The organism is Blastococcus saxobsidens, assembly GCF_010682065.1.
GTDB lineage: Bacteria > Actinomycetota > Actinomycetes > Mycobacteriales > Geodermatophilaceae > Blastococcus > Blastococcus saxobsidens_B.
The window spans coordinates 50,997-75,139 of record NZ_JAAGWG010000019.1 but is presented as its reverse complement, the minus strand read 5'-3'; the positions used below and the strand labels follow the sequence as shown (position 1 = coordinate 75,139).

The window sequence follows — 24,143 nt, the reverse complement described above, 5'->3', positions numbered from 1 at the left end:
GTCCCCGGGGTGTACGACACTTCGCTGGCCGGCGGGACTGTTCCCGTCGTCAACCCCCCGTTCGGGAGACAGGAGCGCACCCCGTGTCGCTGCAGCAGGGGCTGGACGGAGTGGACGTCGCCCGCGTCCAGCGACGCACCGTCGGCGTCCTCGGTGGAGGGGTCGCGCTCGCGGGACTGGGGGTGACCGTCGGCATCACGGCGGGTGGTCTGCTGGCCCGCGACGTCGCCGGCACGGAGACCGCGTCGGGGCTCGGCACGACGGCCGGCGTCCTCGGCGCCGCCGTCCTCGCCGTCCCGCTGGCCCGGATCAGCGACTCGGCCGGCCGCCGGGCGGGGCTGGCAGTCGGTTACGGCATCAGCGTGGCCGGCGCCGTCGTCACGGTCGTCGCCGCGGCCGCGTCGTCCCTCCCGCTGCTCCTCGTCGGGCTCTTCCTGTTCGGCGCCGCCACCGCCAGCGGGTTGCAGTCGCGGTACGCGGCCGCCGACCTCGCCACCGCCGAGCGGCGCGGCCGCGACCTGTCCCTCGTCGTGTGGGCGACGACGCTGGGGTCGGTCATCGGCCCCAACCTGGCACTTCCGGGCGCCGGCCTGGGGGAGGCACTGGGGCTCCCGGCGCTGGGCGGCGTCTTCGCCCTCTCCGCCGTCGTCTTCGCCGTCGTCGGGGTCGGCTTCCTCGCGCTGCTGCGCCCCGACCCACTGCTGCTGTCGCGACGCGTGGGCGGACAGGTGCCCGGCCCTCGTTCCCGGCGGGCGACCGGCGCCGCCCTGCGGGCGGTCTGGGCGGCGCCGCACGGTCCGCTCGGCCTGGTGTCGGTGGTCGTCGCCCACTCGGTGATGGTCGGGGTCATGGTCATGACGCCGCTGCACATCGGGCACGGAGGCGGCACCGAGGACGCCGTCCTGCGCCTGGTCGGGGTGGTCATCAGCATCCACGTGGCCGGCATGTACCTGTTCTCGCCGCTGGTCGGGATGGTCGTCGACCGCGTCGGTGCCCCGGCCGTCGCCGCGGGCGGTGGCCTGCTGCTGCTCCTGGCCGCCGCGGTCGCCGGCACCGCGTCGCCGTCGGACTCGGTCCAGCTGTCGGTGGGGCTGCTGCTCCTGGGCCTCGGCTGGTCCTGCGGGCTGATCGCCGGGTCGGCGCTGGTCACCGCGTCCGTCGGTCCGGACCTGCGGGCGACCGCGCAGGGCGGGACCGACCTGCTCATGGGACTCGGAGCGGCGCTGGCCGGCGCGGTCGGCGGGCCGCTGCTGGCGTGGGGCGGCTTCGGGCTGGTCTCAGCGGTCTCGGCCGCGCTGGTGGTGCCGCTCGCCGCCGTCTGGATCCGGACGGCGCGGGCTCAGCGGCCGCGGTAGTTGCGCCACAGCAGCAGGATGCTGGTGAGCGCAGCCAGCGCGATGCCGAGCTGCAGGACGACGTCCAGCGACGAGGAGCCGGTGCTCGGGATCATGTCGCCAGCCTAGGACCACGCCGGCGTGCACGGGTTAGCGTCGTGGGGTGCGACTGCAGGAGTTCTGGCGCCGGCTCGACGCCCAGTTCGGGAGCATGCGCGCGCAGAGCGTCGCGCGTGATCACGTGTTCTCGGTGCTGGGTGGACGCAGCGCGGTGGAGGCGATCGACGCCGGGGTCCCGGTGCGCAAGGTGTGGCTGGCCGTCTGCGAGGAGTTCGACGTGCCGGTCAAGGAGCGCTGAACGGGTCCCTCCGCGTCCTGCCGGATCGCCGGCGTGTCGATGTGGCGATCGAACATGTGTTCGTCCTACTGTGGCATCCACAGGGCGGCGTGTTCTCCACACTGCAGCCCGGAATCCGAGAACTGTCGGTGGCTCGCCCTAGCGTCGGTCCCGACCCGCAACTCGCGAACCGAAGGTGACGCACCATGGCAGCAACGCTCGACCGCGGCAAGGCCCTCGACATGGCCCTCGCCCAGATCGACAAGCAGTTCGGCAAGGGCTCGGTCATGCGGCTGGGCGACAGCCCCGAGGTGGCCATCAAGGTCATCCCGACCGGTTCGATCGCCCTCGACATCGCGCTGGGCATCGGCGGGCTGCCGCGAGGCCGGGTCATCGAGGTCTACGGTCCGGAGTCCTCCGGTAAGACCACGGTGGCCCTGCACGCCGTCGCCAACGCCCAGGCCGCCGGCGGCATCGCCGCCTTCATCGACGCCGAGCACGCGCTCGACCCGGAGTACGCCCGCGCCATCGGCGTGGACACCGACGCCCTCCTGGTCAGCCAGCCCGACACCGGTGAGCAGGCGCTCGAGATCGCCGACATGCTGATCCGCTCCGGCGCGCTCGACATCATCGTCATCGACTCCGTGGCCGCCCTGGTGCCCCGCGCCGAGATCGAGGGCGAGATGGGTGACAGCCACGTCGGTCTGCAGGCCCGCCTGATGAGCCAGGCGCTGCGGAAGATCACCGGAGCTCTGAGCAACTCCGGCACGACGGCGATCTTCATCAACCAGCTGCGCGAGAAGGTGGGCGTGGTCTACGGCTCGCCCGAGGTGACCACCGGTGGTCGCGCGCTGAAGTTCTACTCCTCGGTCCGCCTCGACGTGCGCCGCATCGAGACGCTGAAGCAGGGCACCGACGCGGTCGGCAGCCGCACCCGCGTGAAGGTCGTCAAGAACAAGGTGGCCGCTCCCTTCAAGCAGGCCGAGCTCGACATCCTCTGGGGTCAGGGCTTCAGCCGCGAGGGCGGGCTCATCGACGTCGGTGTCGAGCAGGGCTTCGTGAAGAAGTCCGGCGCTTGGTACACCTACGACGGCGATCAGCTGGGCCAGGGCAAGGAGAACTCCCGCAACTTCCTGAAGGACAACCCCGACCTGGCCGACGAGCTGGAGAAGAAGATCAAGGAGAAGCTGGGCATCGGGCCGCAGCTGGATGCCCCGGTCGCGGTCGACGCCCCGGACTTCTGACCTGACCATGGACGACCGGCCCTCGAGCCGCCGGCGAACCCTGGGTGGACCCCGGGGCTCCCGGCGGACCAGGCCGCCCGGGAACGACGATCCCTTGACCCCGGACGTCGCCCCCGGCTCGCCCGAGGACGCACCGGCCGACCCGGAGGCCGTGGCCCGCGCTGTGTGCCTGCGGGCGCTGACCGGCGCGCCCAAGACGCGGAAGCAGCTCGCGGACCTGCTCGCCGAGCGCGACGTCCCCGAGGAGGCCGCCGCCACCGTCCTCGACCGCTTCACCGAGGTCGGTCTGATCGACGACGCGGCCTTCGCCCGCGCTTGGGTGAACAGTCGGCAGGCCGGGCGCGGGCTGGCCCGGCGGGCGTTGTCCTCGGAGCTGCGGGCCAAGGGGGTCGACCCCGAGGTCGCGGCCGAGGCCGTCGAGCTGGTCGACGACGAGGACGAGCGCGCGGCGGCGCACCGGCTGGTGGAGCGGCGCGCACGGTCGATGAGCCGGCTGGACCGCACCACGGCCACCCGCCGTCTCATGGGCATGCTGGCCCGCAAGGGATACAGCGGCGGGCTGGCCGCAGCAGTCGTCCGCGACGTGCTGGACGGGGTCGCCGCCGAGGGTGCCGACGAGGCGCTGCTGGACTACGACGAGGAGGGCGCGCTGCCCTGAGCAGCCGCCGAACAGCACGCGAGCCCCGCGCCGGAGATCCGGAGCGGGGCTCGCGTGCGTCTGTCAGGAAGCGCTGCTCCAGGCGGTGACGTCCACGGCGAGGCCGTCGAGGGCCTCCGGGTCCTCGACCAGCCACGCCGGGTCGCGGGGCTGACCGGCGCCGAGCCAGCTGCTGATCTGGCTCTCGAACACGTCGTGGTCGGTCGCGCCCGGGCGGCGGTGCTCGCCGACGAACGTCAGGTCGGTCTCCGTGCCGTCGGCCAGGCGCAGCACCACCCGGCACCGCGACCGGCGGTGGCGCGCCGGCGGGACGACCTCGCGGACGACGGCGCTGTCAGCGCCTGCCGCCGTGGCGAACCCGCGTGCGGCGGCGCGCAGGCGGGCGACGAATGCCTGGCCGGCGTCGATGCGGGCGGTGACGTCCACCGCCACCGCCGGCGCTGCGGAGGTGCCAGCGGTGGGCGGTGACGCGACGACCGCGGGGGCGGTGCGGGCGGTGAGCGCCGTCTCGACAGCGGCCCGGGGGACCGGGGGCAGATTGCGGCGCCCCGCCGCGTGCATCGTCTCCATCGTGACGACCAGTCTCGTCACGTCCGGGCTGGTCAACCGCTCGGCGCGCCCGGGTGGGACGACTGAGTCGGAGGAGTCGAGTGGGTGGCCGCGGACGGTTGGCGCGGGTCAGACCCCGCCGCCGCCACCCATCTGCACGTCCGCCGGGAGCTCGGCCTTGCCGGTCGCCGCCGCCTTGGTGTCCCGCCGCGATCGCCGCTCGAGGATCCGGGCCAGCAAGGACAGCAGCAGGTTCACCACGATGTAGATGAGGCCCGCCGCCACGTACAGCTGGAAGGTGTAGATCGGCCCGAACTGGAAGTTGAGCGTCTCCACCAGGCTGCGGGCGGTCCGGAGCAGCTCCAGGTACCCGACGATGAAGCCGAGCGAGCTGTCCTTGAGCAGCACGACGAGCTGGGCGATCAGGACCGGCAGCATCCGCCGGACCGCCTGCGGCACGAGGATGAACGTCATGACCTGCCACTTGCGCAGGCCGATCGCATACCCCGACTCGCTCTGCCCGCGGTCGATCGACAGGATCCCGGCGCGGATGATCTCGGCCAGCACCGCCATGTTGTAGAGCGTCAGCCCGAGCGCCAGGGCGCCGAAGGCGCTGGTGGAGATGCCCACCCGGGGGAGGAAGAGGAAGCAGAAGAGGATCAGCACCAGCAGCGGCACGGCGCGGAAGAACTCGATGATCGCGGCCACGGGGACCCGGACCCAGGCGTGATCGGACAGCCGTCCCACGGCGAGGAAGGCGCCGAGCACGGTGGCGGCCACCATGCCGACGGCGGCGACCTCGAGAGTGTCCACCAGCGCCCCCAGCAGGCGCTGCGGCACGTTGGTGCGGGTGTCGAAGAGGATGGCCCAGCGAGCCGGCTCGAGCTGCCCGTTGATGCCCAGCCGCCAGAGCGCGAGGCCGACCAGCGCGAGGACGAACAACAGGCCGATGGCGCTGCCGATGCGCTGTCGCCGACGGCCGCGCGGGCCGGGGACGTCGAAGAGAACGGTGGCGCTCATCGCACGATCGCCAGACGTCGCTCGAGCACGCTGATCGCCCACGCCGAAGGCAGGGTGATCACGAGGTAGCCCGCGACCACCGCGACGAACACCAGGGCCAGCTCGTCCGCGGCCGAGTTCGACAGGCGCTGCAGGAGGGCGGTGAGGTCGGCGACGGCGAAGCCGGCGGCGATCGACGTGTTCTTGGCCAAGGCGATCCAGACGTTGCCCAGCGGGGGGACGACGGTCCGGAACGCCTGGGGCAGGACCACCGTCGTCAGGCTCTGCCGGAAGTCCAGACCCAGGGCCCGGGCGGCCTCGGCCTGTCCGGCCGGGACGGCGTTGATGCCCGATCGCAGCGCCTCGCAGACGAAGGCGGCGGTGTAGAGGGAGAGGGCGGCCACTGCGGTGATGAAGCGGCTGGGGAACTGCAGGTCGACGTAGACGATGCCGAACGCGAGGAAGAAGAACACCACGGTCAGCGGGGTGTTGCGGAACAGCTCGACGTAGAACGTCGCCAACCCGCGGAGCGCCGGGACGGGGCTGACCCGCATGGCGGCGAGCACGGTGCCCAGGATCAGCGCGCAGATCCCGCTGACCACCGCGAGGCTCAGCGTGGTCAGGAAGGCGTCGCGGATCAGCGGGAAGTTCTCCGCCAGGAACGACACTGCCCCTCCTCTCTCGTCCGTCGGGGGCAGGCGGTCACGCGGGGAGCCGGGACGACCCGGCTCCCCGCGTGAGCCTGCGGTGGGAGATCAGTAACGGTCGACCGACGGCGGCTCGGGAGCCTCCGTGCCGGTGATGGCGCCGGCGGTGCTGTCCCAGGCGGCGGCCCAGGTGCCGTCCTCGTAGGCCTCTTCCAGGACGTCGTTGATGAAGTCGCGGAACTCGTCCTCGCCCTTCTGGACGCCGATGCCGTAGGGCTCCTCGGTGAACGGGTTGCCGACCAGCTCGAACGCGTCCGGTGCGCCGGCCACGAAGCCGGTCAGGATGACGTTGTCGGTGGTGACGGCGGCCACGTTGCCGTTGCGCAGGTCGTCGGCGCACTTGGAGTAGGCGTCGTAGAGGACCAGCTCGGCCTCGGGGTAGTTGGTGCGGATGTTCTCGGCGGGCGTGGACCCCTCGACCGAGCAGACGGACTTGCCGGCCAGGTCGTCCGGGCCCTCGATGTTCTCGGGGTTGCCGGCGGCGACCATGATGTCCTGCCCGGCCTCGTAGTACGGGCCGGCGAAGTCGATCAGTTCCTTGCGCTTGTCGTTGATCGTGTAGGTCGCGACGACGATGTCGACGCGGTCCTCGACGAGGAACGGCTCGCGGTTGGCCGACACGGTCTCGGTGAAGGTGATCTGGTCCTCGGAGAGGCCCATCTTCGCCGCGATGATCTTGGCCATCTCGACGTCGAAGCCCTCGGGCTCGCCGGCGGTGTTGGCCAGGCCGAAGCCGGGCTGGTCGATCTTGGTGCCGACGCGGAGCTCGCCCGCTTCGACGATCTCGGCCATGGTCGACCCCTCGGGGAACTCGACCTCCTCGACCTCCGCGGTGGTCTCCGGTGCCTCTTCGGCCTGGTTGCCGGCCTCGCTGGCGCAACCGGCCAGCAGCAGGCCGGCGGCGGCGAAGCCGGCGGCGTAACGGGTGATGCGCATGGAGCGATCCCTTCGGTTCAGTGGTTGAGGATCTTGGACAGGAAGTCCTGGGCCCTCGGGGACTGCGGGTTGGTGAAGAACGTCTCCGGCTCGGCCGTCTCGACGATGCGGCCGCCGTCCATGAAGACCACCCGGTTGGCCGCCCGGCGGGCGAAGCCCATCTCGTGGGTGACGACGACCATGGTCATGCCCTCTCGGGCGAGCGACGTCATGACGTCGAGGACCTCGTTGATCATCTCGGGGTCGAGTGCGGACGTCGGCTCGTCGAAGAGCATGACCTTGGGGTCCATGGCCAGGGCGCGGGCGATGGCCACGCGCTGCTGCTGACCGCCGGACAGCTGGGCCGGGTACTTGTCGGCCTGCGCGGTGACGCCGACGCGCTCGAGGAGCTCACGGGCGCGCTTCTCGGCGTCGCCCTTCGACTGCTTGCGCACCTTGAGCGGCCCCAGGGTGACGTTCTCGAGGATCGTCTTGTGCGCGAAGAGGTTGAAGCTCTGGAACACCATGCCGACGTCGGCGCGCAGGCGGGCGAGCTGCTTGCCCTCCTCGGGCAGCCGCTCGCCGTCGATGGTGATCTCGCCCTTCTCGATCGGCTCGAGGCGGTTGATCGTGCGGCACAGCGTCGACTTGCCCGACCCCGACGGGCCGATCACGACGACGACCTCGCCGCGGGCGATGTCGAGGTCGATGTCCTGCAGGACGTGCAGTTCACCGAACCACTTGTTGACGCCGGACAGGCGGACGAGAGGCTCTCCGTTCGGACGGCTGGTCACCCTGGGGACCCTAAGGGTGAGAGGTCGCGGTTCCCGCACCGTGGGATCACGAAGGCGTAACGAAGGGCTGCCCGAGCGCGTTCAGGACCCCGATCGTGCCCGATCGGGGGACGGGTGAGGCAGCACGGTGAGGAGATCGCCGGGCTGGCAGGCCAGGGCATCGCAGACGGCCGTGAGGGTGGAGAAGCGGACGGCCCGTGCCCGGGCGTTCTTCAGCACCGACAGGTTGACCACCGAGATACCGACCCGCTCGGACAGCTCGACGAGCGTCATGCCCCGCTCGTCCAGGAGCCGGTCGAGGTGGCACACCACCCGGTGGGTGATCTCCTCGACGGGCGCGGGCTCGCCTCTGCGGGGGCTCACACCGTCCCCTCGATCTCGTCCTCCAGTGCTCGCCCGCGGCGGAAGGCCTCGGCGGCGGCCAGGAGGGCGAACGCCAGCCCGATCGGTGTCAGCGGGAGCGAGGTGCTCAGCAGGACGAGCGGGGAGTCGGGGCCCGCCAGGTCCAGGTGCTCCAGCACGGCGGTCGCGACCAGGCCCTCCGCCAGGGGGACGACGAGGCCACCGAGGACGACGGCCGCGGCGAGACCGGCCAGCCGGCCGGGGTTGCGCCGGTCGAACGGATGCCCGTCGTGGATGGCCCACAGCGTCCGCGCGAGCAACCAGGCGCCCACGGCCACGGCGATCGCGCCGAGCGAGGCGGGCAGCTCGGTCAGCGCCCGCAGACCGGCGGGCAGCTCGAACGCCGTGAGCAGGGCGTCCGGGTCCGCGGCGGTCAGGACGACCCCCTCGGGGAGCCCGGGGAGGTCGAAGGCCCGGTCGCCGGTGAGATCGCTCGGGGTGACGACGACGCTGCCGCCCGGTTGGGTGAGCTGGTTGATCGGCTGCACCACCGCGACGAGGGCGGCGACGCCGGCGACGACGAACAGCACGGCCGCGCCCAGGTTCGTCCCGGTGCGTCCGAGGAAGGGGCGGCTCGTCGTCATGAGCGGCAACATAACGACAATCGATACCAATGACAATCGATATGGGCCCCGGGGTCGTACCCTCACAGCTGTCATGGAGAGCCTTGCCGAGAGCCCCGTGCGCACCTACCGCGTGCGCACCTACGGGTGCCAGATGAACGTGCACGACTCCGAGCGCCTGTCCGGCCTGCTGGAGGACGCCGGCTACACCGCCGCGGACGAGGGGGACGACGCCGACGTCGTCGTCCTCAACACCTGCGCGGTGCGGGAGAACGCCGACAACCGCCTCTACGGCAACCTCGGCCACCTGCGCCCGGTCAAGGACGCCCACCCGGGCATGCAGATCGCCGTCGGCGGCTGCCTGGCGCAGAAGGACCGCGGCGAGATCGTGCGCCGCGCCCCGTGGGTCGACGTCGTCTTCGGCACCCACAACGTCGGTTCGCTGCCGGCGCTGCTCGACCGGGCCCGGCACAACGCCGAGGCGCAGGTGGAGATCGTCGAGTCCCTCGAGGTCTTCCCGTCCACCCTGCCGGCCAAGCGGGACTCCGCCTACTCCGGCTGGGTCTCGATCAGCGTCGGCTGCAACAACACCTGCACGTTCTGCATCGTCCCGGCGCTGCGCGGCAAGGAGAAGGACCGCCGCCCCGGCGAGATCCTGGCCGAGGTGCAGGCGCTGGTCGACCAGGGCGTGCTCGAGGTGACGCTGCTCGGCCAGAACGTGAACGCCTACGGCGTGGAGTTCCGCGACCGCGGCGCCTTCGCCGACCTGCTGCGCTCCGCCGGCCGGATCGAGGGCCTCGAGCGGATCCGGTTCACCAGCCCGCACCCGCGCGAGTTCACCGACGACGTCATCGACGCGATGGCCGAGACCCCCGCGGTCTGCCACCAGCTGCACATGCCGCTGCAGAGCGGTTCGGACGACGTGCTGCGCCGCATGCGCCGTGGCTACCGGCAGGACCGCTACCTCGGCATCATCGACCGGGTCCGGGCCGCCATGCCCGACGCGGCGATCACCACCGACATCATCGTGGGCTTCCCCGGCGAGACCGAGGAGGACTTCCAGCAGACCCTCGAGGTCGTCCGCCAGGCCCGCTTCGCCAGCGCCTTCACCTTCCAGTACTCCAAGCGCCCCGGGACGCCGGCCGCCGAGATGGACGGCCAGCTGCCCAAGGACGTCGTCCAGGAGCGCTACCTGCGGCTGACCGCGCTGCAGGACCGGATCAGCTGGGACGAGAACCGCGCGCTCATCGGGCGGACGGTCGAGCTGCTGGTCGCCTCGGGGGAGGGCAGCAAGGACGCCGCGCGCGGCCGGCTGTCCGGCCGCGCGCGCGACGGCCGGCTCGTGCACTTCACGGCGGCTGACGGCGTCCGCCCCGGCGACGTCGTCGAGACGGTCATCACCGAGGCCGCGCCGCACCACCTCGTCGCCGACGGCGCCCTGCTGTCCCACCGGCGCACGCGCGCCGGCGACGCGAGCGAGGCCGGCACCCGGCCGACGACGCCGGGCGTCTCGCTGGGCATGCCGCGGGTCGGCGTCCCCGACCCGCTGCCGGTGGTCACCTCCGGCTGCTGAACCGATGCGAACGACGAAGGGCCCCGTCCGATCCGGACGGGGCCCTTCGACGTACCTCGACCTAGCGGCGGGCGGACTTCTCCGCCTCGGCGAGCCACTCCTGGCGGGTGGCGAGGTTGGCCCGGGCCTCGTCGATCCGGCGCTTGTCGCCGGCCGCCTCGGCCTTGGCCAGCTGCTCCTCGGCCTTGGTCACGGCGGCGCGCATCGAGGTGACCATCGGGTTCTCCGGCGCGACGCGGACGCGGCCGGCGTCGGCGGCGCCCCGGACCTTCTCCTCGACGGCCTGCATGCGGTCCTCCAGCGAGCGCATCGCGCCGCGCGGCACGTGGCCGATCGCGTCGTAGCGCTCCTGGATCTTCCGCAGCGCGTTCTGGGCGCCGCGCAGGTCCTTGGCCGGGTCGAGCTTCTCCGCCTCGGCGAGCAGCTCCTCCTTGGCCTGCTGGTTGGCCACCTGCTCGGCGTCGCGGGCCTTATCCTGCTCGGCGCGCGCGTTGAAGAAGACGTCCTGGGCGGCCCGGAACTCCTTCCACAGGTCGTCGTCGCCGTCCCGGCCGATGCGGGGGATGGCCTTCCAGCGGTCCATCAGCGAGCGCATGGCGGCGCTGGTCGGGCCCCAGTCGGTCGAGGACGCCAGCCGCTGCGCCTCCTTGATCAGCTCCTGCTTCGCCCCGCGGGACTCGCCGCGCTGGGCGTCGAGCTGGGCGAAGTGGCTGCCCCGACGGCGACCGAAGGCGTCGCGGGCGGCGGCGAACCGCGACCACAGCGCCTCGTCGGTCTTGCGGTCGATCCCGCGGATGGTCTTCCACTCCTCGACGATCGCCTTGAGGCGGTCACCGGAGGCCTTCCACGCCGTCGACTCCGCGGCGATCTGCTCTGCTTCGGCGGCCAGCGCCTCCTTGCGGGCGACCTGCGCGGCGCGGGCGGCGGCCTTCTCGGCGCGGTACTCCGCGCTGGCGGACTCCGCGGTCTCCACCATCGCCCGGGCGCGGGCGGCCAGCCCGTCGAGGTCGCCGACGGCCGTGGCGGTGGGGATGGACTCCGCCAGCTCCTGGGCCTTGTTCTTGATCTCGCCCGGGTTGCCGGTGTGCGCCTTGAGGCGCGCCTCCAGCAGCGACACCTCGGTGGCGAGGTCGTCGTAGCGACGGCCGTAGTGGGCCAGCCCCGCCTCGGCGTCGCCGGCCTGCCACGAGCCGACCGCGCGCTCGCCGTCGGCGGTGCGCACGTAGACGGTGCCCTCGTCGTCCACCCGTCCCCACTGCGTGGGGTCGCTGACGACGGTCTCGACCGGTGGGGTCGGGGTCGCCGCGGCGGGGGTCGCCGCCGGCGCGGACGGGCGGGGACCCGGTCCGGGGCCCGGCATGGGCCTGGGCGCCGGAGCCGTCCCGGCCGCCGGAGCCGCCTCAGGGGCCGGAGCCGCCTCAGGGGCCGGAGCCGCCTCAGGGGCCGGAGCCGCCTCGGGGATCGGGTCCGGCTCCGCGGCGCCGTCCGTGGGGTCGGCGAGGGCGGCGTCCGCGGGGGTGGGCGCCGCCGGCGTACCGGCGGCGGGGGTCACCGCATCCGGGCTCCCGGTCTCCTGCGCCGCCTCCGGGACGGTCGTCTCGAGGGTCTCCGCAATCGGCGGAGCTTCCTGCTGCACCCCGGTGCCGGGGTTGTCCGTGCTCGACACGTTCGGCAGTGTCCCACGTCGCATCGGCGAGACTGCTGCCGTGACCACCGTTCCGCACGGCCGGGCCCGTCCCTCGGCCGCCGTCGCCTTCTGCCCGAGCCCGCCGCTGCTGCTCCCGGCGGTGGAGGGCCGGGCGGCTCCGGAGACCGTCGCGCTCCGCAGCGCGTGCGCCGAGGCGGTCACCGCGCTGCTCGAGGCGACACCGGACGTCGTGGTCGTCGTCGGCGACGGCCCGGCGGCAGGCGAGCGCTTCGGTGCCGGTGACGGCGGCGACCTGCGCGGGTACGGCGTCGACCTCCGCGTCCCCCTCGACGGCTGGGTGCGACCGGGCGGGCGCACGCTGCCGCTGCAGCACATGGTGGGCGCGTGGCTGCTGGACCAGGCGTCCTTCGCCGGCACGAGGGTCGGCGTGGGGCCGGCCGACCTGGGGGAGCTGCTGCGCCACCTGCCGCCGACCGTGGGTGTGCTGGCGATGGGCGACGGGTCCGCACGCCGCTCGGGAAAGGCGCCGGGCCACCTGGATCCGGCGGCGGGGCCGTTCGACGCCGCGGTGGCGGCGGCGCTGGCCGCCGGGGACGCCGCGGCGCTGGCCGCGCTGGACCCCGACGAGGGCGGCCGGTTGCTGGCCGCCGGGGTGCCGACCTGGCGGGCGGTGGGCGAGGCGTTCGGGGGGCGGCACGTGACGGCGCGGCTGCGCTCCGACACGGCCCCGTTCGGCGTGGGCTACCTCGTGGCCGACTGGGTGGTCGCGTGAGCGGCGTGCTGCCGGTGGTCGCCGTCGTCGGCCCCACGGCGACCGGCAAGACGGCGCTCGCCGTCGCCCTGGCGCAACGGCTCGGCGGCGAGGTGGTCAACGCCGACTCGATGCAGCTCTACCGCGGGATGGACATCGGCACCGCGAAGCCCGACGGAGCCGAGCGGGGTGGGGTGCCGCACCACCTGCTGGACCTGTGGCACGTCCGCGAGCCGGCCTCGGTCGTCGAGTACCGGCAGCGGGCGCGCGCCGAGATCGACCGGCTGCGGGCGGCCGGGGTGCTGCCCCTCCTCGTCGGCGGCTCCGGGCTCTACGTCCGCGCAGTCCTCGACGAGCTCGACTTCCCCGGCACCGACCCGGCGATCCGCGCCCGCCTGGAGGCGGAGCTGGCGACCGTCGGTCCGGGGGAGCTGCACGCCCGGCTGGCGCGGCTGGACCCCGCGGCCGCGACCGCGGTGCTGCCCGGCAACGGACGGCGGATCGTGCGCGCGCTGGAGGTCATCGAGCTGACCGGCGGGCCGTTCCGCGCCCAGCTGCCCGAGCCGGTGCCGCACTACCCGGCGGTGACGATCGGCCTGGACCGGGAACCGGCCGAGCTCGACGAGCGGGTGGCCCTGCGGGTCGACCGGATGTGGGCGGCCGGGTTCGTCGAGGAGGTGGCGGCGCTGGCGGCCGACGGGCTGCGCGAGGGGCCGACGGCGTCGCGCGCGCTCGGCTACGCGCAGGTGCTGGCGCAGTTCGACGGCACGCTGACCGCCGAGGAGGCGCGCGAGCGGACCGTCGTCACCACTCGCCGGTTCGTGCGCCGGCAGCGCTCCTGGTTCCGGCGGGACCCCGCGACCACGTGGCTCGACGCCGCCCGGCCCGACCTGGTCGAGGCCGCCGCCGCGGTGATCACCGGCCGTACGATCGGCGCGTGACCTCCTCGCCCCGCGTGCTGATCGGGCACGGCACCGAGAACGACTTCGTGGTGCTGCCCGACCCCGACGGCACCGTGTGGGCGGGCGGCCGGCTGGACGCCGCCGTGGTCCGGCGGCTGTGCGACCGCCGGGCCGGGCTCGGTGGCGACGGCGTCCTGCGGCTGGTCCGCAGCGCGCACGTGCCCGACGCGCCGGCGGTGCTGGGGGAGGACCTCGACCGCTGCGAGTGGTTCATGGACCACCGCAACGCCGACGGCTCCTACGCGGAGATGTGCGGCAACGGCATCCGGCTGTTCCTGCACGCCCTGATCGGCGAGGGCCTGGTGGACCGCGCCGCCTGCGCGGACGGCCTGCTGGTCGGTACCCGGGGCGGACCCCGCCGGGTCGGGGCGACGGCGGACGGGAGCTACTGGGTCGACATGGGCCCGGCCCGCGAGTTCGGCCGGGGCAGCGCGCAGCTGGACGGGCGGTCCTTCGACGGTCTCGCCGTCTCCATGGGCAACCCGCACCTCGCGGCCATCACCGACGTGGACGTCGACACCCTGGACCTGACGACGCCGCCGCGCTTCGACCCCGAGCTGTTCCCCGAGGGCGTGAACGTCGAGCTGGTCAACGTGGTCGAGCCCGCGGCGCACGTGCGGCTGCGGGTGTTCGAGCGCGGGGTGGGGGAGACCCGCTCCTGCGGCACCGGCGCCTGCGCGGTGGCCTACGCGGCGCTCGTCGCCGAGGGGTACCGCGAGGGCACCGTCGTCGTCGACGTCCCCGGTGGGCGCCTGTCGGTGCAGGTCGGACCGGAGACCACCGTGCTCACCGGGCCCGCCGTCCTGGTGGCAACCGGCGTGCTCTGCCCGGAGTGGCTGCCGGCCTGACGGCTCCCCGGCCACCGGGCCGCCCCCGCCGGGATGGTCCGGGGGGTGTCGTGCGTTGTACCCGTCGATGACAACTCAGGTGACCCGCGCGCGGGACCGTGCCACGCTGGACCCGATGACGACCGCAGCCGACGCTCCGCTCGACGACGAGCAGACCCCCTCGACCCGCCCTGCCCCCGCCGGGCAGTGGGACGAGCCCGACGACTCCACCGGCTCCTACGCACTCGAGGCCCGTGGGGCGCTCCGCCGCGTCGCCGGTCTCTCCACCGAGCTCGCCGACGTCACCGAGGTCGAGTACCGGCAGCTCCGCTTCGAGCGGGTCGTGCTGGTGGGCGTCTGGACCGAGGGGACGCAGGTCGACGCCGACCGTTCCCTGGCCGAGCTCGCCGCCCTCGCCGAGACGGCCGGCTCCGAAGTCCTGGAGGCGGTCAGCCAGCGCCGGGACAAGCCGGACGCCGCCACCTACGTGGGGTCGGGCAAGGCCAACGAGATCCGCGACATCGTCGCGGCGACCGGCGCGGACACCGTGATCTGCGACGGTGAGCTGACCCCCGGCCAGCTCAACCAGCTGGAGAAGGTGCTCAAGGTCAAGGTCGTCGACCGCACCGCGCTGATCCTCGACATCTTCGCCCAGCACGCCACCAGCCGGGAGGGCAAGGCCCAGGTCGAGCTCGCCCAGATGCAGTACATGCTGCCGCGGCTGCGTGGTTGGGGTGAGTCGATGTCCCGGCAGGCCGGTGGCCGGGTCGCCGGGGGTGGCGGTATCGGTACCCGCGGTCCCGGTGAGACCAAGATCGAGACCGACCGTCGCCGAATCCGTTCGCGGGTGAGCAAGTTGCGGCGCGAGATCGCCGGCATGGCGACCGCACGGGCGACCCAGCGCAACAGCCGCGACCGCAACGCGACCCCGAGCGTGGCCATCGCCGGCTACACCAACGCCGGCAAGTCGAGCCTGCTCAACCAGCTCACCGGAGCCGGCGTCCTGGTGGAGAACGCGCTGTTCGCCACCCTGGACCCGACCGTGCGCCGGGCGCAGGGCCCGGACGGCCGCGAGTTCACGCTCACCGACACCGTCGGCTTCGTGCGCCACCTGCCGCACCAGCTGGTGGACGCCTTCCGCTCCACCCTCGAGGAGGTGGCCGCCGCCGACCTGCTGCTGCACGTCGTCGACGGCTCCGACCCCGACCCGCTGGGTCAGATCAACGCGGTGCACATCGTGCTCCAGGAGATCGACGCGTCCGCGGTGCCCGAGGTCATCGTCGTGAACAAGGTCGACGCGATGGACGAGGAGGACATCCTCGCCCTGCGCCAGGCCCTCCCGGGTGCCGTGTGGGTCTCGGCCCGCACCGGCGTGGGCATGGACGAGCTCCGCGCCCTCATCGCCGAGCGGCTGCCGCACCCCGATGTCGACGTCGACGTGCTGGTGCCCTACGAGCGGGGTGACCTGGTGGCGCGCGTGCACCGGGACGGCGAGGTGCTCAGCGAGCAGCACGAGGGCGAGGGCACCCGGCTGACGGCGCGCGTGGACGGCGCCCTGGCCGCGGCGCTGGAGGAGTTCGCCGCACCGGTCGCCTGAGCGCGCCGCCGACCCGGAGCCGGATCACGATCCGGTCACGGGCCGGTACGGTGGCCCGGTGACCAGGGGAGCAGTGCGGGAGGTCGATCTGCCCGGATCGCCGCCCGTCGTCTCCACCGGCCGGCCGCCGTGGTGGCTGGTCGGCGTCGCCCTCCTGCTGGGCGCGCTGGTCACCGCCGACCTGCTGAGCCGGGGACGCCTGGAGCGCATGGACCTCCGCATGTCGGAGGTCGTCAGCGACTGGGGGCTGCAGGACTCCGCCGCGTACCCGCTGGTCTGGGTGCTGACCCAGGTGGGCGGGCGGGTGACGATCCTGGTCGTCCTCGCCGGGCTGGTGGGCTACCTCGCCTGGCGTCGCGGCACGTGGGTGCCGGCGATCCGGGTCCTGCTGGCGGTGGCGGTGCTGACGGCTGGGGTCTACGCGATCAAGCACGGGACCGGCCGCACCGCACCGGCGTTCCCCGGCTCGTACTTCTTCCACGACGACGGCGCCTCCTTCCCGTCGGGGCACGTGGCCAACGCCGTCCTCATGTGGGGCGTGGCCCGGTGGCAGGCGGTCCAGTACGGACTGTCGCCCACGGTCCAGCGCACCTTCTGGTGGCTGAGCATCGCCGGGCCGCTCGTCACCGGGGCCGCCATGGTGTCGCTGGACTTCCACTGGGTCACCGACGCCGTGGTCGGTGCCGCGGCCGGGATCGTGCTGTTGGGCGTGGTTCACGCACTCGACGCAATCATCCTGTCACGCTGGGTTTATGCCCATGAAGGACCCGGCACCACGTAGCCGCGCCTGGAGGCGCCGGCTCGTCGTGGCGACGGCGCTGGGCGCTGCCCTGGGTGCGGCGGCTCCCGCGGCGGCCGAGGAGACGACCGCGCCCTCGACGACCACGCCCTCGACGGTCCGCTGCTCGATCACCGACGAGCGCCTGGCCGAGCTCTCTGGTCTGGTCGTCGTCGGCGACCAGATGCTGGCGCTCAACGACGGTGGCGCCCAGCTCGCCGTCCACGGCCTGGACGCCGCGTGCCAGGTGGTCGACGTGCAGACGGCGCCCGTCGACCCCTACGACCCCGAGGACCTCGCGGTCGGCGCCGACGGCGCGGTGTGGGTGGCCGACACCGGCGACAACAACGGCCAGCGCCCGACCGTCGCGCTGCACGTGCTGCGACCCGACGGGACGTCCCTGTACCGGCTGACGTACCCCGACGGCCCACACGATGCGGAAGCCCTGCTCCTGGCCCCGGACGGCACCCCGTACGTGGTCACCAAGGAGGTGCTCGGCTCCAGCGGCGTGTACCGGCCCGTGGGTGCGCTCACCGACGGGGGTTCCGTCCCCATGGAGCGGGTCGGCACCGTGAACGTGACCCTCACCGGCACCCCCGGGGGGCCGGTCGGGCGGGCGGGTCAGCTCATGATCACCGGGGGAGCGGTCGCGTCCGACGGCAGCGCGGTGGCGCTGCGCACCTACACCGACGCCTACGTCTGGCCGCTGACCGGCTCCGACGTCGCCGGCGCACTGACGACCCCGCCGGTGCGGGTGGCGCTCCCCGAGTCCCCGCAGGGTGAGGCGATCAGCTTCAGCGCTGATGCCCGGAGCCTGGTCGTGGCGAGCGAGGGACTGCCGAGCGCGGTCACCGAGGTGCCGTTGCCCACGGTGGTCGCCGCGCCCACGCCCGCCACGGACACGGCCGTGCCCGGCTTCGCGGCGCTCACCCGCGACGGATCACCGCTGCCGGCGGCGCTCTTCGCCGCGCTGGGCGCCACGATCGTCGTCTGGATCGGCGGCCGGCTCATCCGCCGTCCCTGACGCCGACGACACGAGCGGGGAGCCCGGTGGGGCTCCCCGCTCGTCGGGCGGTGGGCGAGATGTCGGTCAGACCCGGCGGAGCACCGACACCACGCGGCCGAGGATGGTCGCCTCGTCACCCGGGATGGGCTCGTAGGCCGGGTTGTGCGGCAGCAGCCACACGTGACCGTCCCGGCGCTTGTACGTCTTCACCGTCGCCTCGCCGTCGATCATGGCGGCGACGATCTCGCCGTTCTCGGCCGTCGGCTGCTGCCGGACGACGACGTAGTCGCCGTCGCAGATGGCCGCCTCCACCATCGAGTCCCCGACGACCTTGAGCATGAACACGGTGCCCTCGCCGACCAGCTCGCGGGGGAGGGGGAACACGTCCTCCACCGCCTGCTCCGCGAGCACCGGGCCACCGGCGGCGATCCGGCCGACCAGCGGGACGTAGGTCGGCGCCGAGGCCTGCTCGCCGTCGGCCATCGCCGGCCGATCGACCGCCGGGGCGGCGCTGCGGCCGGCCTCGCCGGGCAGGCGGACGTCCAGGGCGCGGGGCCGGTTCGGGTCCCGCCGGAGCCAGCCCTTCTTCTGCAGCACCGACAGCTGGTGCGCGACCGACGACGCCGACGACAGGCCCACGGCCTCGCCGATCTCGCGTACCGAGGGCGGGTAGCCCCGCCGCTCGATCGAGTCGCGGATGACCTCCAGCACCCGGCGCTGACGCTGGGTCAGACCGTCGCCGTCAGCGGTGCGGTCGGGAAAGGTGCGGACCGAGGCCGAGGTGGCATCCGCCGTCCGGGTGTCGCCGGTCGTCCCGCTCGAGTCCGTCACGTGTCCTCCTCGTCGGCCGCCGTGCGGCCCGTGCCGTCTTCCGTCCTGGCGACCGTAGCGCCCCCGGCCGGTCAGTTCAAACAGGTGTTCGAAAAATTCACCGTGTCCCGTCGCTTCTGTCGGCGGCATCCGGTAGACATCGGGCAGGCGTTCGGATCGAACAGGCGTTCGACCGGACCGGAAAGCGGCTGATGAGGGGCGGTACGGGACATGGCGAGCACTGCGGTTCTGCAGGCGGACGGAACGACGGGCGCACGGGGGGCGGGCTCTCCGGAGCCGGGATCGACGCGACCCGCGCGCCACCTGCGTGTCCTGCCTCCGGTTCCCGCCGCCTACGCGGCGCCCCCCGTGCGCCGGGCTGCCGCCCCGGTGGCGGCTCCCCGGCAGGGCGCGCAGGCACCCCGGCTGCGGCTCACCGCACGCGGCCGGCGGCTGGTGGCGGTGCTGGTGCTGGCGGCAGGCGTCGGTGTGGTGGCGCTCGCGGACTCGCTGCTGGGCGGCGGGACCGGCGGCCTCGAGCTGATGGGGACGAGCAGCGTCACCGTGGAGCGTGGCGACACGCTGTGGTCCATCGCCGGCTCGGTCGCCGGCGAGCGGGACGTCCGGGAGGTCGTCGACCGCATCCAGGAGCTGAACGGCCTGGACAGTGCCGCCATCGAACCCGGGCAGGTGCTGCACCTGCCGTGAGACCGCGCGGTGGTGAGCACGCTGGCGCGCGGCCGTGCGCACCGCCGCGTCAAGAGGTTCACAAGCCACGGCAGCGACTTCGTCAACCCTCTGTGTGGGCGCATTCACCCAGCGTGCTCGCCGCCGACATACCTTCCTCGACGTGTCCAGCGTCATGGAGAACCGAGCAGCCGTGTTCACCAGCCAGCCCCAGGTCGTCGAGGTCTTCCAGGCGGGTGCCTGGTGGGCCGGTGAGCTCCTCGGCTGGCGCCACGACGAGAAGGGCGCCTGCCAGGTGTGGGTGCGCGCCGTCGTCGACGGTCTCGAGCGCACCGCCTGGACCGACCTGGCCGTGCTCCGGCTGCCGGAGCGGTCGGTCGGGACGTCCGCTCAGCCGGCCGGGCGGCGCGCAGTGCAGGATCTCCCGACGCGCCAGGTGGCGACCCCTGCCCCGCACCGTCGTCGGGTCGACGTCGAGACCACCGCCAGCCTTCCGCTGGCGCGCGACCACGTGACGCAGTCCGCCCCGGTCTCCGCGGGTGGCCGGCGCCGGGCGCCGGAGGACGTCGACCTGCGGCCGGCTCCGGCGTCCGCTGTCCCGGTGCCGCCCGGCCGGCACCGTGCGCCCTCCGCCGACCCGGACGCGGGCCGGCACCGCGCCGCGGACACCGAGCTGTTCCCGGCCGTCGTCGCCGAGTCCGCCCCGGCTCATCCGAGCGAGCAGTTCCCGCCGACGGCTGCCTGGTCGGTGCCCGCCGCCCGGCCGGTGCCGGTGGAGGAGACGATCGCCGACGTCGAGTGGGGCGGAGCCGGGGACCAGCTGCTGACCCGCCCGATGCGGTTGACCGACCAGGCGCCGCACTCGCGACGACCCCGCCTCGTGGCGCACTGAGCGACGCCCGCACGTCCCCCGACGGCGTCCGGCCCCAGGGCCGGGCGCCGTCGGCGTACCCGGGGAAGGGGGTGGAGCGGCACCGCCGGGGGACGGTGCCGCAGGGCTCTCCGCGCGTCGTGCACGGCGTGTCGTGTGACTGGTGGGTGCCGGTGTTCCTCCTGCGCACGTCCGGGTCTGGGCGGAACACGCCGAGGAAACGATCACTTGCACATCTTGTGGAGCCCGGCCTAGGGTTCCCCTACATCTAGTAGTTACAGAGCTGTAAGCCCATCCACAGGCTCGTCCTCAGGTTCTCCCCGGCGCATCCACCGGATGTCCCCAGGAGGGTCCACAGGGCACCGGTGGAGGGCCAGGCCGGAACGCTCCGGGCGTCCGGCCGGAAGGGAGGTGAACCACCGTGCGCTGCCCGTTCTGCCACAACCCCGACAGCCGGGTCATCGACTCCCGCGAGGCCGACGAGGGCGCCACCACCCGGCGTCGTCGGTCCTGCCCGAAGTGCGGACGGCGGTTCACCACCGTCGAGGAGGCGGTGCTCGCCGTCGTCAAGCGCAACGGCGTCAGCGAGCCCTTCAACCGCAGCAAGGTGGTTGCCGGCGTCCGGCGGGCCTGCCAGGGCCGGCCGGTCGACGAGGACCAGCTCAAGCTCCTCGCCCAGCAGGTCGAGGACGCCATCCGCGCCAGCGGCGCCGCGGAGGTCCCGAGCAACGAGGTCGGCCTGGCCATCCTCGGCCCGCTGCGCGAGCTCGACGAGGTGGCCTACCTCCGGTTCGCCAGCGTGTACCGCTCCTTCACCTCGGTGGCGGACTTCGAGCGCGAGATCGCCGAGCTCAAGGCCCGGGAGTCGGCACCACCGCCGCCCGGGACCACTCCGCCGGCGCCCCGGGACCCCGTCCCGTCCGGCGGCTGAGAACTGTCAGTGCCGACCGATAGACAGCAGTTCGAGCAGTTACCGATCGCGGCTCTTCCCCAGCCTCAGATCCCGCACCGCGCAGCCCCGTTGCGCAGCCCCGCGAAGCACCACGCGACACACGACCAGGGAGAGCTCCACACCATGACCGAGACCGACGACCGCTTGGCCACCCGGGCCCGCCGTTCGAGCAAGGCACCCAGCCGCAAGGGCCTCAAGATCAAGCGCGTCTTCACCACCGCCGGTGTGCACCCGTACGACGACGTCACCTGGGAGCGCCGGGACGTCGTGATGACCAACTGGCGGGACGGCTCGATCAACTTCGAGCAGCGCGGCGTGGAGTTCCCCGCCGAGTGGAGCATCAACGCCACCAACATCGTCACCACCAAGTACTTCCGTGGCGCCGTCGGCCAGCCGCAGCGCGAGACCAGCCTCCGCCAGCTCATCGACCGCGTGGTGCTCACCTACACCGAGGCCGGTCGCGAGCACGGCTACTTCGCCACCGAGGGCGACGCCGAGGTCTTCGAGCACGAGCTCACCTGGATGCTGCTGCACCAGTACTTCAGCTTCAACTCACCCGTCTGGTTCAACGTCGGCACGAGCGCCCCGCAGCAGGTCAGCGCCTGCTTCATCCTCGCCGTCGACGACGAGATGGACTCGATCCTCAACTGGTACCGCGAGGAGGGCCTGATCTTCAAGGGCGGCTCCGGTGCCGGCCTGAACCTGTCCCGCATCCGCTCCTCCAAGGAGCTGCTCTCCTCCGGTGGCACCGCCTCGGGCCCGGTCAGCTTCATGCGCGGTGCCGACGCCTCCGCCGGGACCATCAAGTCCGGTGGCGCGACCCGCCGCGCGGCGAAGATGGTCGTCCTCGACATCGACCACCCCGACATCGAGGAGTTCATCGAGACCAAGGCGCGCGAGGAGAACAAGATCCGCGCGCTGCGCGACGCCGGGTACGACATGGACCTCGGTGGCAAGGACATCACCAGCGTCCAGTACCAGAACGCCAACAACTCCGTCCGCGTCTCCGACGAGTTCATGCGCGCGGTCGAGGAGAGCGGCGAGTTCGGGCTGCGGGCCCGCATGGACGGCACCGTCCTCGAGACGGTCGACGCCAAGGCGCTGTTCCGCAAGGTGACCCAGGCCGCGTGGGAGTGCGCCGACCCGGGCATCCAGTACGACGACACGATCAACGACTGGCACACCAACCCCGAGACCGGCCGCATCAACGCGTCCAACCCGTGCTCGGAGTACATGAGCCTGGACAACAGCTCGTGCAACCTCGCGTCGCTGAACCTCATGAAGTTCCTCAAGGACGACGGCACCTTCGACTCGAAGAACTTCGTCAAGGCCGTCGAGCTGGTCATCACCGCGATGGACATCTCGATCTGCTTCGCCGACTTCCCGACCGAGCCGATCGGTGACACCACCCGCGCCTACCGCCAGCTGGGCATCGGCTACGCCAACCTCGGCGCGCTGCTCATGGCCACCGGCCACGCCTACGACTCCCGCGGCGGCCAGAGCCTGGCCGCGGCCATCACCTCCCTGATGACCGGCACCGCCTACCGCCGCTCGGCCGAGCTCGCCGGCATCGTCGGGCCCTACGACGGCTACGCCCGCAACGCCGACGCCCACGCCCGGGTCATGCGCAAGCACGCCGCGGCCAACGACGCCATCCGCCCGGTCGGCGCCGACGACGCCGACGTGCTCAAGGCCGCCACCGCCCAGTGGCAGGACTGCCTGGAGATCGGCACCGAGAACGGCTGGCGCAACGCGCAGGCCTCGGTGCTGGCCCCCACCGGCACCATCGGCTTCATGATGGACTGCGACACGACCGGCATCGAGCCGGACTTCTCGCTGGTCAAGTTCAAGAAGCTGGTCGGCGGCGGCTCCATGCAGATCGTCAACCAGACGGTGCCGCGGGCGCTGCGCAGCCTGGGGTACCAGGAGGAGCAGATCGAGGCGATCGTCGAGTACATCGCCGAGCACGGCCACGTCGTGGACGCCCCGACCCTGCGCCCGGAGCACTACGAGGTGTTCGACTGCGCCATGGGCGAGCGGGCCATCTCCCCGATGGGCCACGTCCGCATGATGGCCGCGGTGCAGCCGTTCATCTCCGGCGCGATCAGCAAGACGGTCAACATGCCCGAGACGGCGACCGTCGAGGACGTCGAGACCATCTACTTCCAGGGCTGGAAGATGGGTCTCAAGGCGCTGGCGATCTACCGCGACAACTGCAAGGTCGGCCAGCCGCTGTCCGGTGGCAAGGGCAAGAACGACGGCACCAAGGACGAGGCGAAGGTGGCGGCCCCCGCCTCCTCCGAGCTCTCCCACCCGGTGCGCAAGCGGCTGCCCAAGAAGCGGACCAGCGTCACCACGTCGTTCAGCGTCGCCGGTGCCGAGGGCTACATGACCGCCGGGATGTACGAGGACGGCAGCCTCGGTGAGGTCTTCCTCAAGCTCGGCAAGCAGGGCTCGACCCTGGCCGGTGTCATGGACGCCTTCTCGATCGGCATCTCGCTGGCGCTGCAGCACGGTGTGCCGCTGGAGACCTACATCTCCAAGTTCACCAACATGCGCTTCGAGCCGGCCGGCATGACCGACGACCCGGACATCCGGATCGCCCAGTCGGTGATGGACTACATCTTCCGTCGCCTGGCGCTGGACCACCTGCCCGTGGAGAAGCGGGCCGGCCTCGGCATCTTCACCGCCGAGGAGCGGGCGGCGCAGGTCTCGGGCTACGGCTCGTCGGCCTCGACCACCGCCGTCCAGGAGGAGGAGGTCGACCTGGAGCAGCTGCGTGGCTCCGCGCCGATCGAGACCGCCAAGGTGGAGGAGAAGGTCACCCCGGAGGGCCCGAAGTCGGTCAAGGAGGCGCACTCCTCGGCCGAGCTGCTCGAGCTGGTCACCGGCACCGCCACCGACGCGCCGCTGTGCATGACCTGCGGCACGAAGATGCGTCCCGCCGGCAGCTGCTACGTCTGCGAGGGCTGCGGCTCCACCAGCGGCTGCAGCTGATCTGATCGGCCCACCGGCCCGGTTCCCCTCGGGGAGCCGGGCCGGTGGCATGTCCCGGGTCGGGCGGTCCCGCATGGCGCACCGGTCGATGTCACGGATCTGTCATGCGTGTGGCCGGGGGAAGCCCTGCCTTCCCGGGTAGGCAGGACCGCCCGGCGTCGCCGGGACAGGGAACCGTGGAG

The 24,143-nt window shown here is 72.9% G+C and carries 25 protein-coding genes; 15 read left to right on the top strand and 10 right to left on the bottom strand.

The window, feature by feature from the left end; translation table 11 throughout:
- Positions 1-83 precede the first annotated feature (83 nt).
- Positions 84-1,355, top strand: coding sequence for an MFS transporter (locus GCU60_RS13590; protein ID WP_345770585.1), 1,272 nt, complete (start codon positions 84-86; stop codon positions 1,353-1,355).
- On the opposite strand, the gene GCU60_RS13585 is transcribed toward GCU60_RS13590, so the two are convergent.
- Entirely contained in the window at positions 1,340-1,450 is a 111-nt protein-coding gene (locus GCU60_RS13585; protein WP_163206079.1) for an LPXTG cell wall anchor domain-containing protein, read from the bottom strand. The genes GCU60_RS13590 and GCU60_RS13585 overlap by 16 nt on opposite strands.
- Positions 1,451-1,497: 47 nt before the next feature.
- On the opposite strand from GCU60_RS13585, the gene GCU60_RS13580 reads away from it, so the two are divergent.
- The 3 genes from GCU60_RS13580 (at position 1,498) to GCU60_RS13570 (ending at position 3,573) form a co-directional block, all read left to right on the top strand.
- Complete coding sequence (locus GCU60_RS13580; RefSeq protein ID WP_163206077.1) at positions 1,498-1,692, top strand: DUF3046 domain-containing protein; 195 nt, start codon at positions 1,498-1,500, stop codon at positions 1,690-1,692.
- A gap of 185 nt (positions 1,693-1,877) precedes the next feature.
- On the top strand, positions 1,878-2,915 hold the full coding sequence (gene recA / locus GCU60_RS13575; RefSeq protein WP_163206075.1) for a recombinase RecA: 1,038 nt from the start codon (positions 1,878-1,880) through the stop codon (positions 2,913-2,915).
- A gap of 94 nt (positions 2,916-3,009) precedes the next feature.
- The gene (locus GCU60_RS13570) at positions 3,010-3,573 is read left to right on the top strand and encodes a regulatory protein RecX (RefSeq protein WP_239521164.1); all 564 of its coding nucleotides are present in this window, start codon (positions 3,010-3,012) and stop codon (positions 3,571-3,573) included.
- Between the two features lie 63 nt (positions 3,574-3,636).
- On the opposite strand, the gene GCU60_RS13565 is transcribed toward GCU60_RS13570, so the two are convergent.
- The 7 genes from GCU60_RS13565 to GCU60_RS13535 all read right to left on the bottom strand — a co-directional run bounded on the left by GCU60_RS13565 (position 3,637) and on the right by GCU60_RS13535 (position 8,523).
- Positions 3,637-4,164: a hypothetical protein gene (locus GCU60_RS13565; protein ID WP_163206070.1), complete on the bottom strand. Its 528-nt coding sequence runs from the start codon at positions 4,162-4,164 to the stop codon at positions 3,637-3,639.
- A gap of 87 nt (positions 4,165-4,251) precedes the next feature.
- A complete protein-coding gene (locus tag GCU60_RS13560) occupies positions 4,252-5,142 on the bottom strand; it encodes an amino acid ABC transporter permease (protein WP_163206068.1) in 891 nt (296 codons plus the stop codon).
- On the bottom strand, positions 5,139-5,789 hold the full coding sequence (locus tag GCU60_RS13555; RefSeq protein WP_163206067.1) for an ABC transporter permease subunit: 651 nt from the start codon (positions 5,787-5,789) through the stop codon (positions 5,139-5,141). The genes GCU60_RS13560 and GCU60_RS13555 overlap by 4 nt, the downstream gene beginning before the upstream one ends.
- 87 nt (positions 5,790-5,876) lie before the next feature.
- Positions 5,877-6,764 (bottom strand): glutamate ABC transporter substrate-binding protein, encoded by an 888-nt coding sequence (locus GCU60_RS13550; protein ID WP_163206066.1) that lies wholly within the window; start codon positions 6,762-6,764, stop codon positions 5,877-5,879.
- 17 nt (positions 6,765-6,781) lie between these two features.
- On the bottom strand, positions 6,782-7,537 hold the full coding sequence (locus tag GCU60_RS13545) for an ATP-binding cassette domain-containing protein (RefSeq protein ID WP_163206065.1): 756 nt from the start codon (positions 7,535-7,537) through the stop codon (positions 6,782-6,784).
- Positions 7,538-7,618: 81 nt separating this feature from the next.
- Positions 7,619-7,900, bottom strand: a complete 282-nt coding sequence (locus GCU60_RS13540) for a helix-turn-helix domain-containing protein (RefSeq protein ID WP_163206064.1) — start codon at positions 7,898-7,900, stop codon at positions 7,619-7,621.
- Positions 7,897-8,523, bottom strand: coding sequence for a DUF2975 domain-containing protein (locus GCU60_RS13535; protein WP_163206063.1), 627 nt, complete (start codon positions 8,521-8,523; stop codon positions 7,897-7,899). The genes GCU60_RS13540 and GCU60_RS13535 overlap by 4 nt, the downstream gene beginning before the upstream one ends.
- A gap of 73 nt (positions 8,524-8,596) precedes the next feature.
- Between GCU60_RS13535 and miaB the strand changes: the two genes are divergently transcribed.
- Positions 8,597-10,075: a tRNA (N6-isopentenyl adenosine(37)-C2)-methylthiotransferase MiaB gene (gene miaB, locus GCU60_RS13530; protein ID WP_163206062.1), complete on the top strand. Its 1,479-nt coding sequence runs from the start codon at positions 8,597-8,599 to the stop codon at positions 10,073-10,075.
- Positions 10,076-10,136: 61 nt separating this feature from the next.
- On the opposite strand, the gene GCU60_RS20390 is transcribed toward miaB, so the two are convergent.
- A complete protein-coding gene (locus tag GCU60_RS20390; protein ID WP_345770584.1) occupies positions 10,137-11,741 on the bottom strand; it encodes a DUF349 domain-containing protein in 1,605 nt (534 codons plus the stop codon).
- 40 nt (positions 11,742-11,781) lie between these two features.
- On the opposite strand from GCU60_RS20390, the gene GCU60_RS13520 reads away from it, so the two are divergent.
- From GCU60_RS13520 to GCU60_RS13495, 6 genes are all read left to right on the top strand, one after another.
- Complete coding sequence (locus GCU60_RS13520) at positions 11,782-12,495, top strand: hypothetical protein (protein WP_163206060.1); 714 nt, start codon at positions 11,782-11,784, stop codon at positions 12,493-12,495.
- Complete coding sequence (gene miaA / locus GCU60_RS13515; RefSeq protein WP_163206059.1) at positions 12,492-13,415, top strand: tRNA (adenosine(37)-N6)-dimethylallyltransferase MiaA; 924 nt, start codon at positions 12,492-12,494, stop codon at positions 13,413-13,415. Before GCU60_RS13520 ends, miaA begins: the two co-directional genes overlap by 4 nt.
- Positions 13,412-14,284 (top strand): diaminopimelate epimerase, encoded by an 873-nt coding sequence (gene dapF / locus GCU60_RS13510; RefSeq protein ID WP_163206058.1) that lies wholly within the window; start codon positions 13,412-13,414, stop codon positions 14,282-14,284. Before miaA ends, dapF begins: the two co-directional genes overlap by 4 nt.
- Before the next feature lie 115 nt (positions 14,285-14,399).
- A complete protein-coding gene (gene hflX, locus GCU60_RS13505; RefSeq protein ID WP_204261994.1) occupies positions 14,400-15,860 on the top strand; it encodes a GTPase HflX in 1,461 nt (486 codons plus the stop codon).
- A 58-nt stretch (positions 15,861-15,918) separates the two neighbouring features.
- Positions 15,919-16,641, top strand: coding sequence for a phosphatase PAP2 family protein (locus GCU60_RS13500; protein ID WP_345770583.1), 723 nt, complete (start codon positions 15,919-15,921; stop codon positions 16,639-16,641).
- Entirely contained in the window at positions 16,613-17,662 is a 1,050-nt protein-coding gene (locus GCU60_RS13495) for a hypothetical protein (RefSeq protein ID WP_239521163.1), read from the top strand. The genes GCU60_RS13500 and GCU60_RS13495 overlap by 29 nt, the downstream gene beginning before the upstream one ends.
- A gap of 66 nt (positions 17,663-17,728) precedes the next feature.
- On the opposite strand, the gene lexA is transcribed toward GCU60_RS13495, so the two are convergent.
- Complete coding sequence (gene lexA / locus GCU60_RS13490) at positions 17,729-18,475, bottom strand: transcriptional repressor LexA (protein WP_163206056.1); 747 nt, start codon at positions 18,473-18,475, stop codon at positions 17,729-17,731.
- Positions 18,476-18,823: 348 nt separating this feature from the next.
- Here lexA and GCU60_RS21630 point away from each other — a divergent pair, with 348 nt between their 5' ends.
- The 4 genes from GCU60_RS21630 (at position 18,824) to GCU60_RS13470 (ending at position 23,961) form a co-directional block, all read left to right on the top strand.
- Positions 18,824-19,162 (top strand): LysM peptidoglycan-binding domain-containing protein, encoded by a 339-nt coding sequence (locus GCU60_RS21630; protein WP_163206055.1) that lies wholly within the window; start codon positions 18,824-18,826, stop codon positions 19,160-19,162.
- Positions 19,163-19,304: 142 nt separating this feature from the next.
- Entirely contained in the window at positions 19,305-20,033 is a 729-nt protein-coding gene (locus tag GCU60_RS13480; RefSeq protein WP_163206054.1) for a hypothetical protein, read from the top strand.
- Positions 20,034-20,433: 400 nt separating this feature from the next.
- Positions 20,434-20,943 (top strand): transcriptional regulator NrdR, encoded by a 510-nt coding sequence (gene nrdR / locus GCU60_RS13475; RefSeq protein WP_163206053.1) that lies wholly within the window; start codon positions 20,434-20,436, stop codon positions 20,941-20,943.
- A 144-nt stretch (positions 20,944-21,087) separates the two neighbouring features.
- Positions 21,088-23,961, top strand: coding sequence for a vitamin B12-dependent ribonucleotide reductase (locus GCU60_RS13470; RefSeq protein WP_163206051.1), 2,874 nt, complete (start codon positions 21,088-21,090; stop codon positions 23,959-23,961).
- The last annotated feature ends 182 nt before the right edge of the window (positions 23,962-24,143 follow it).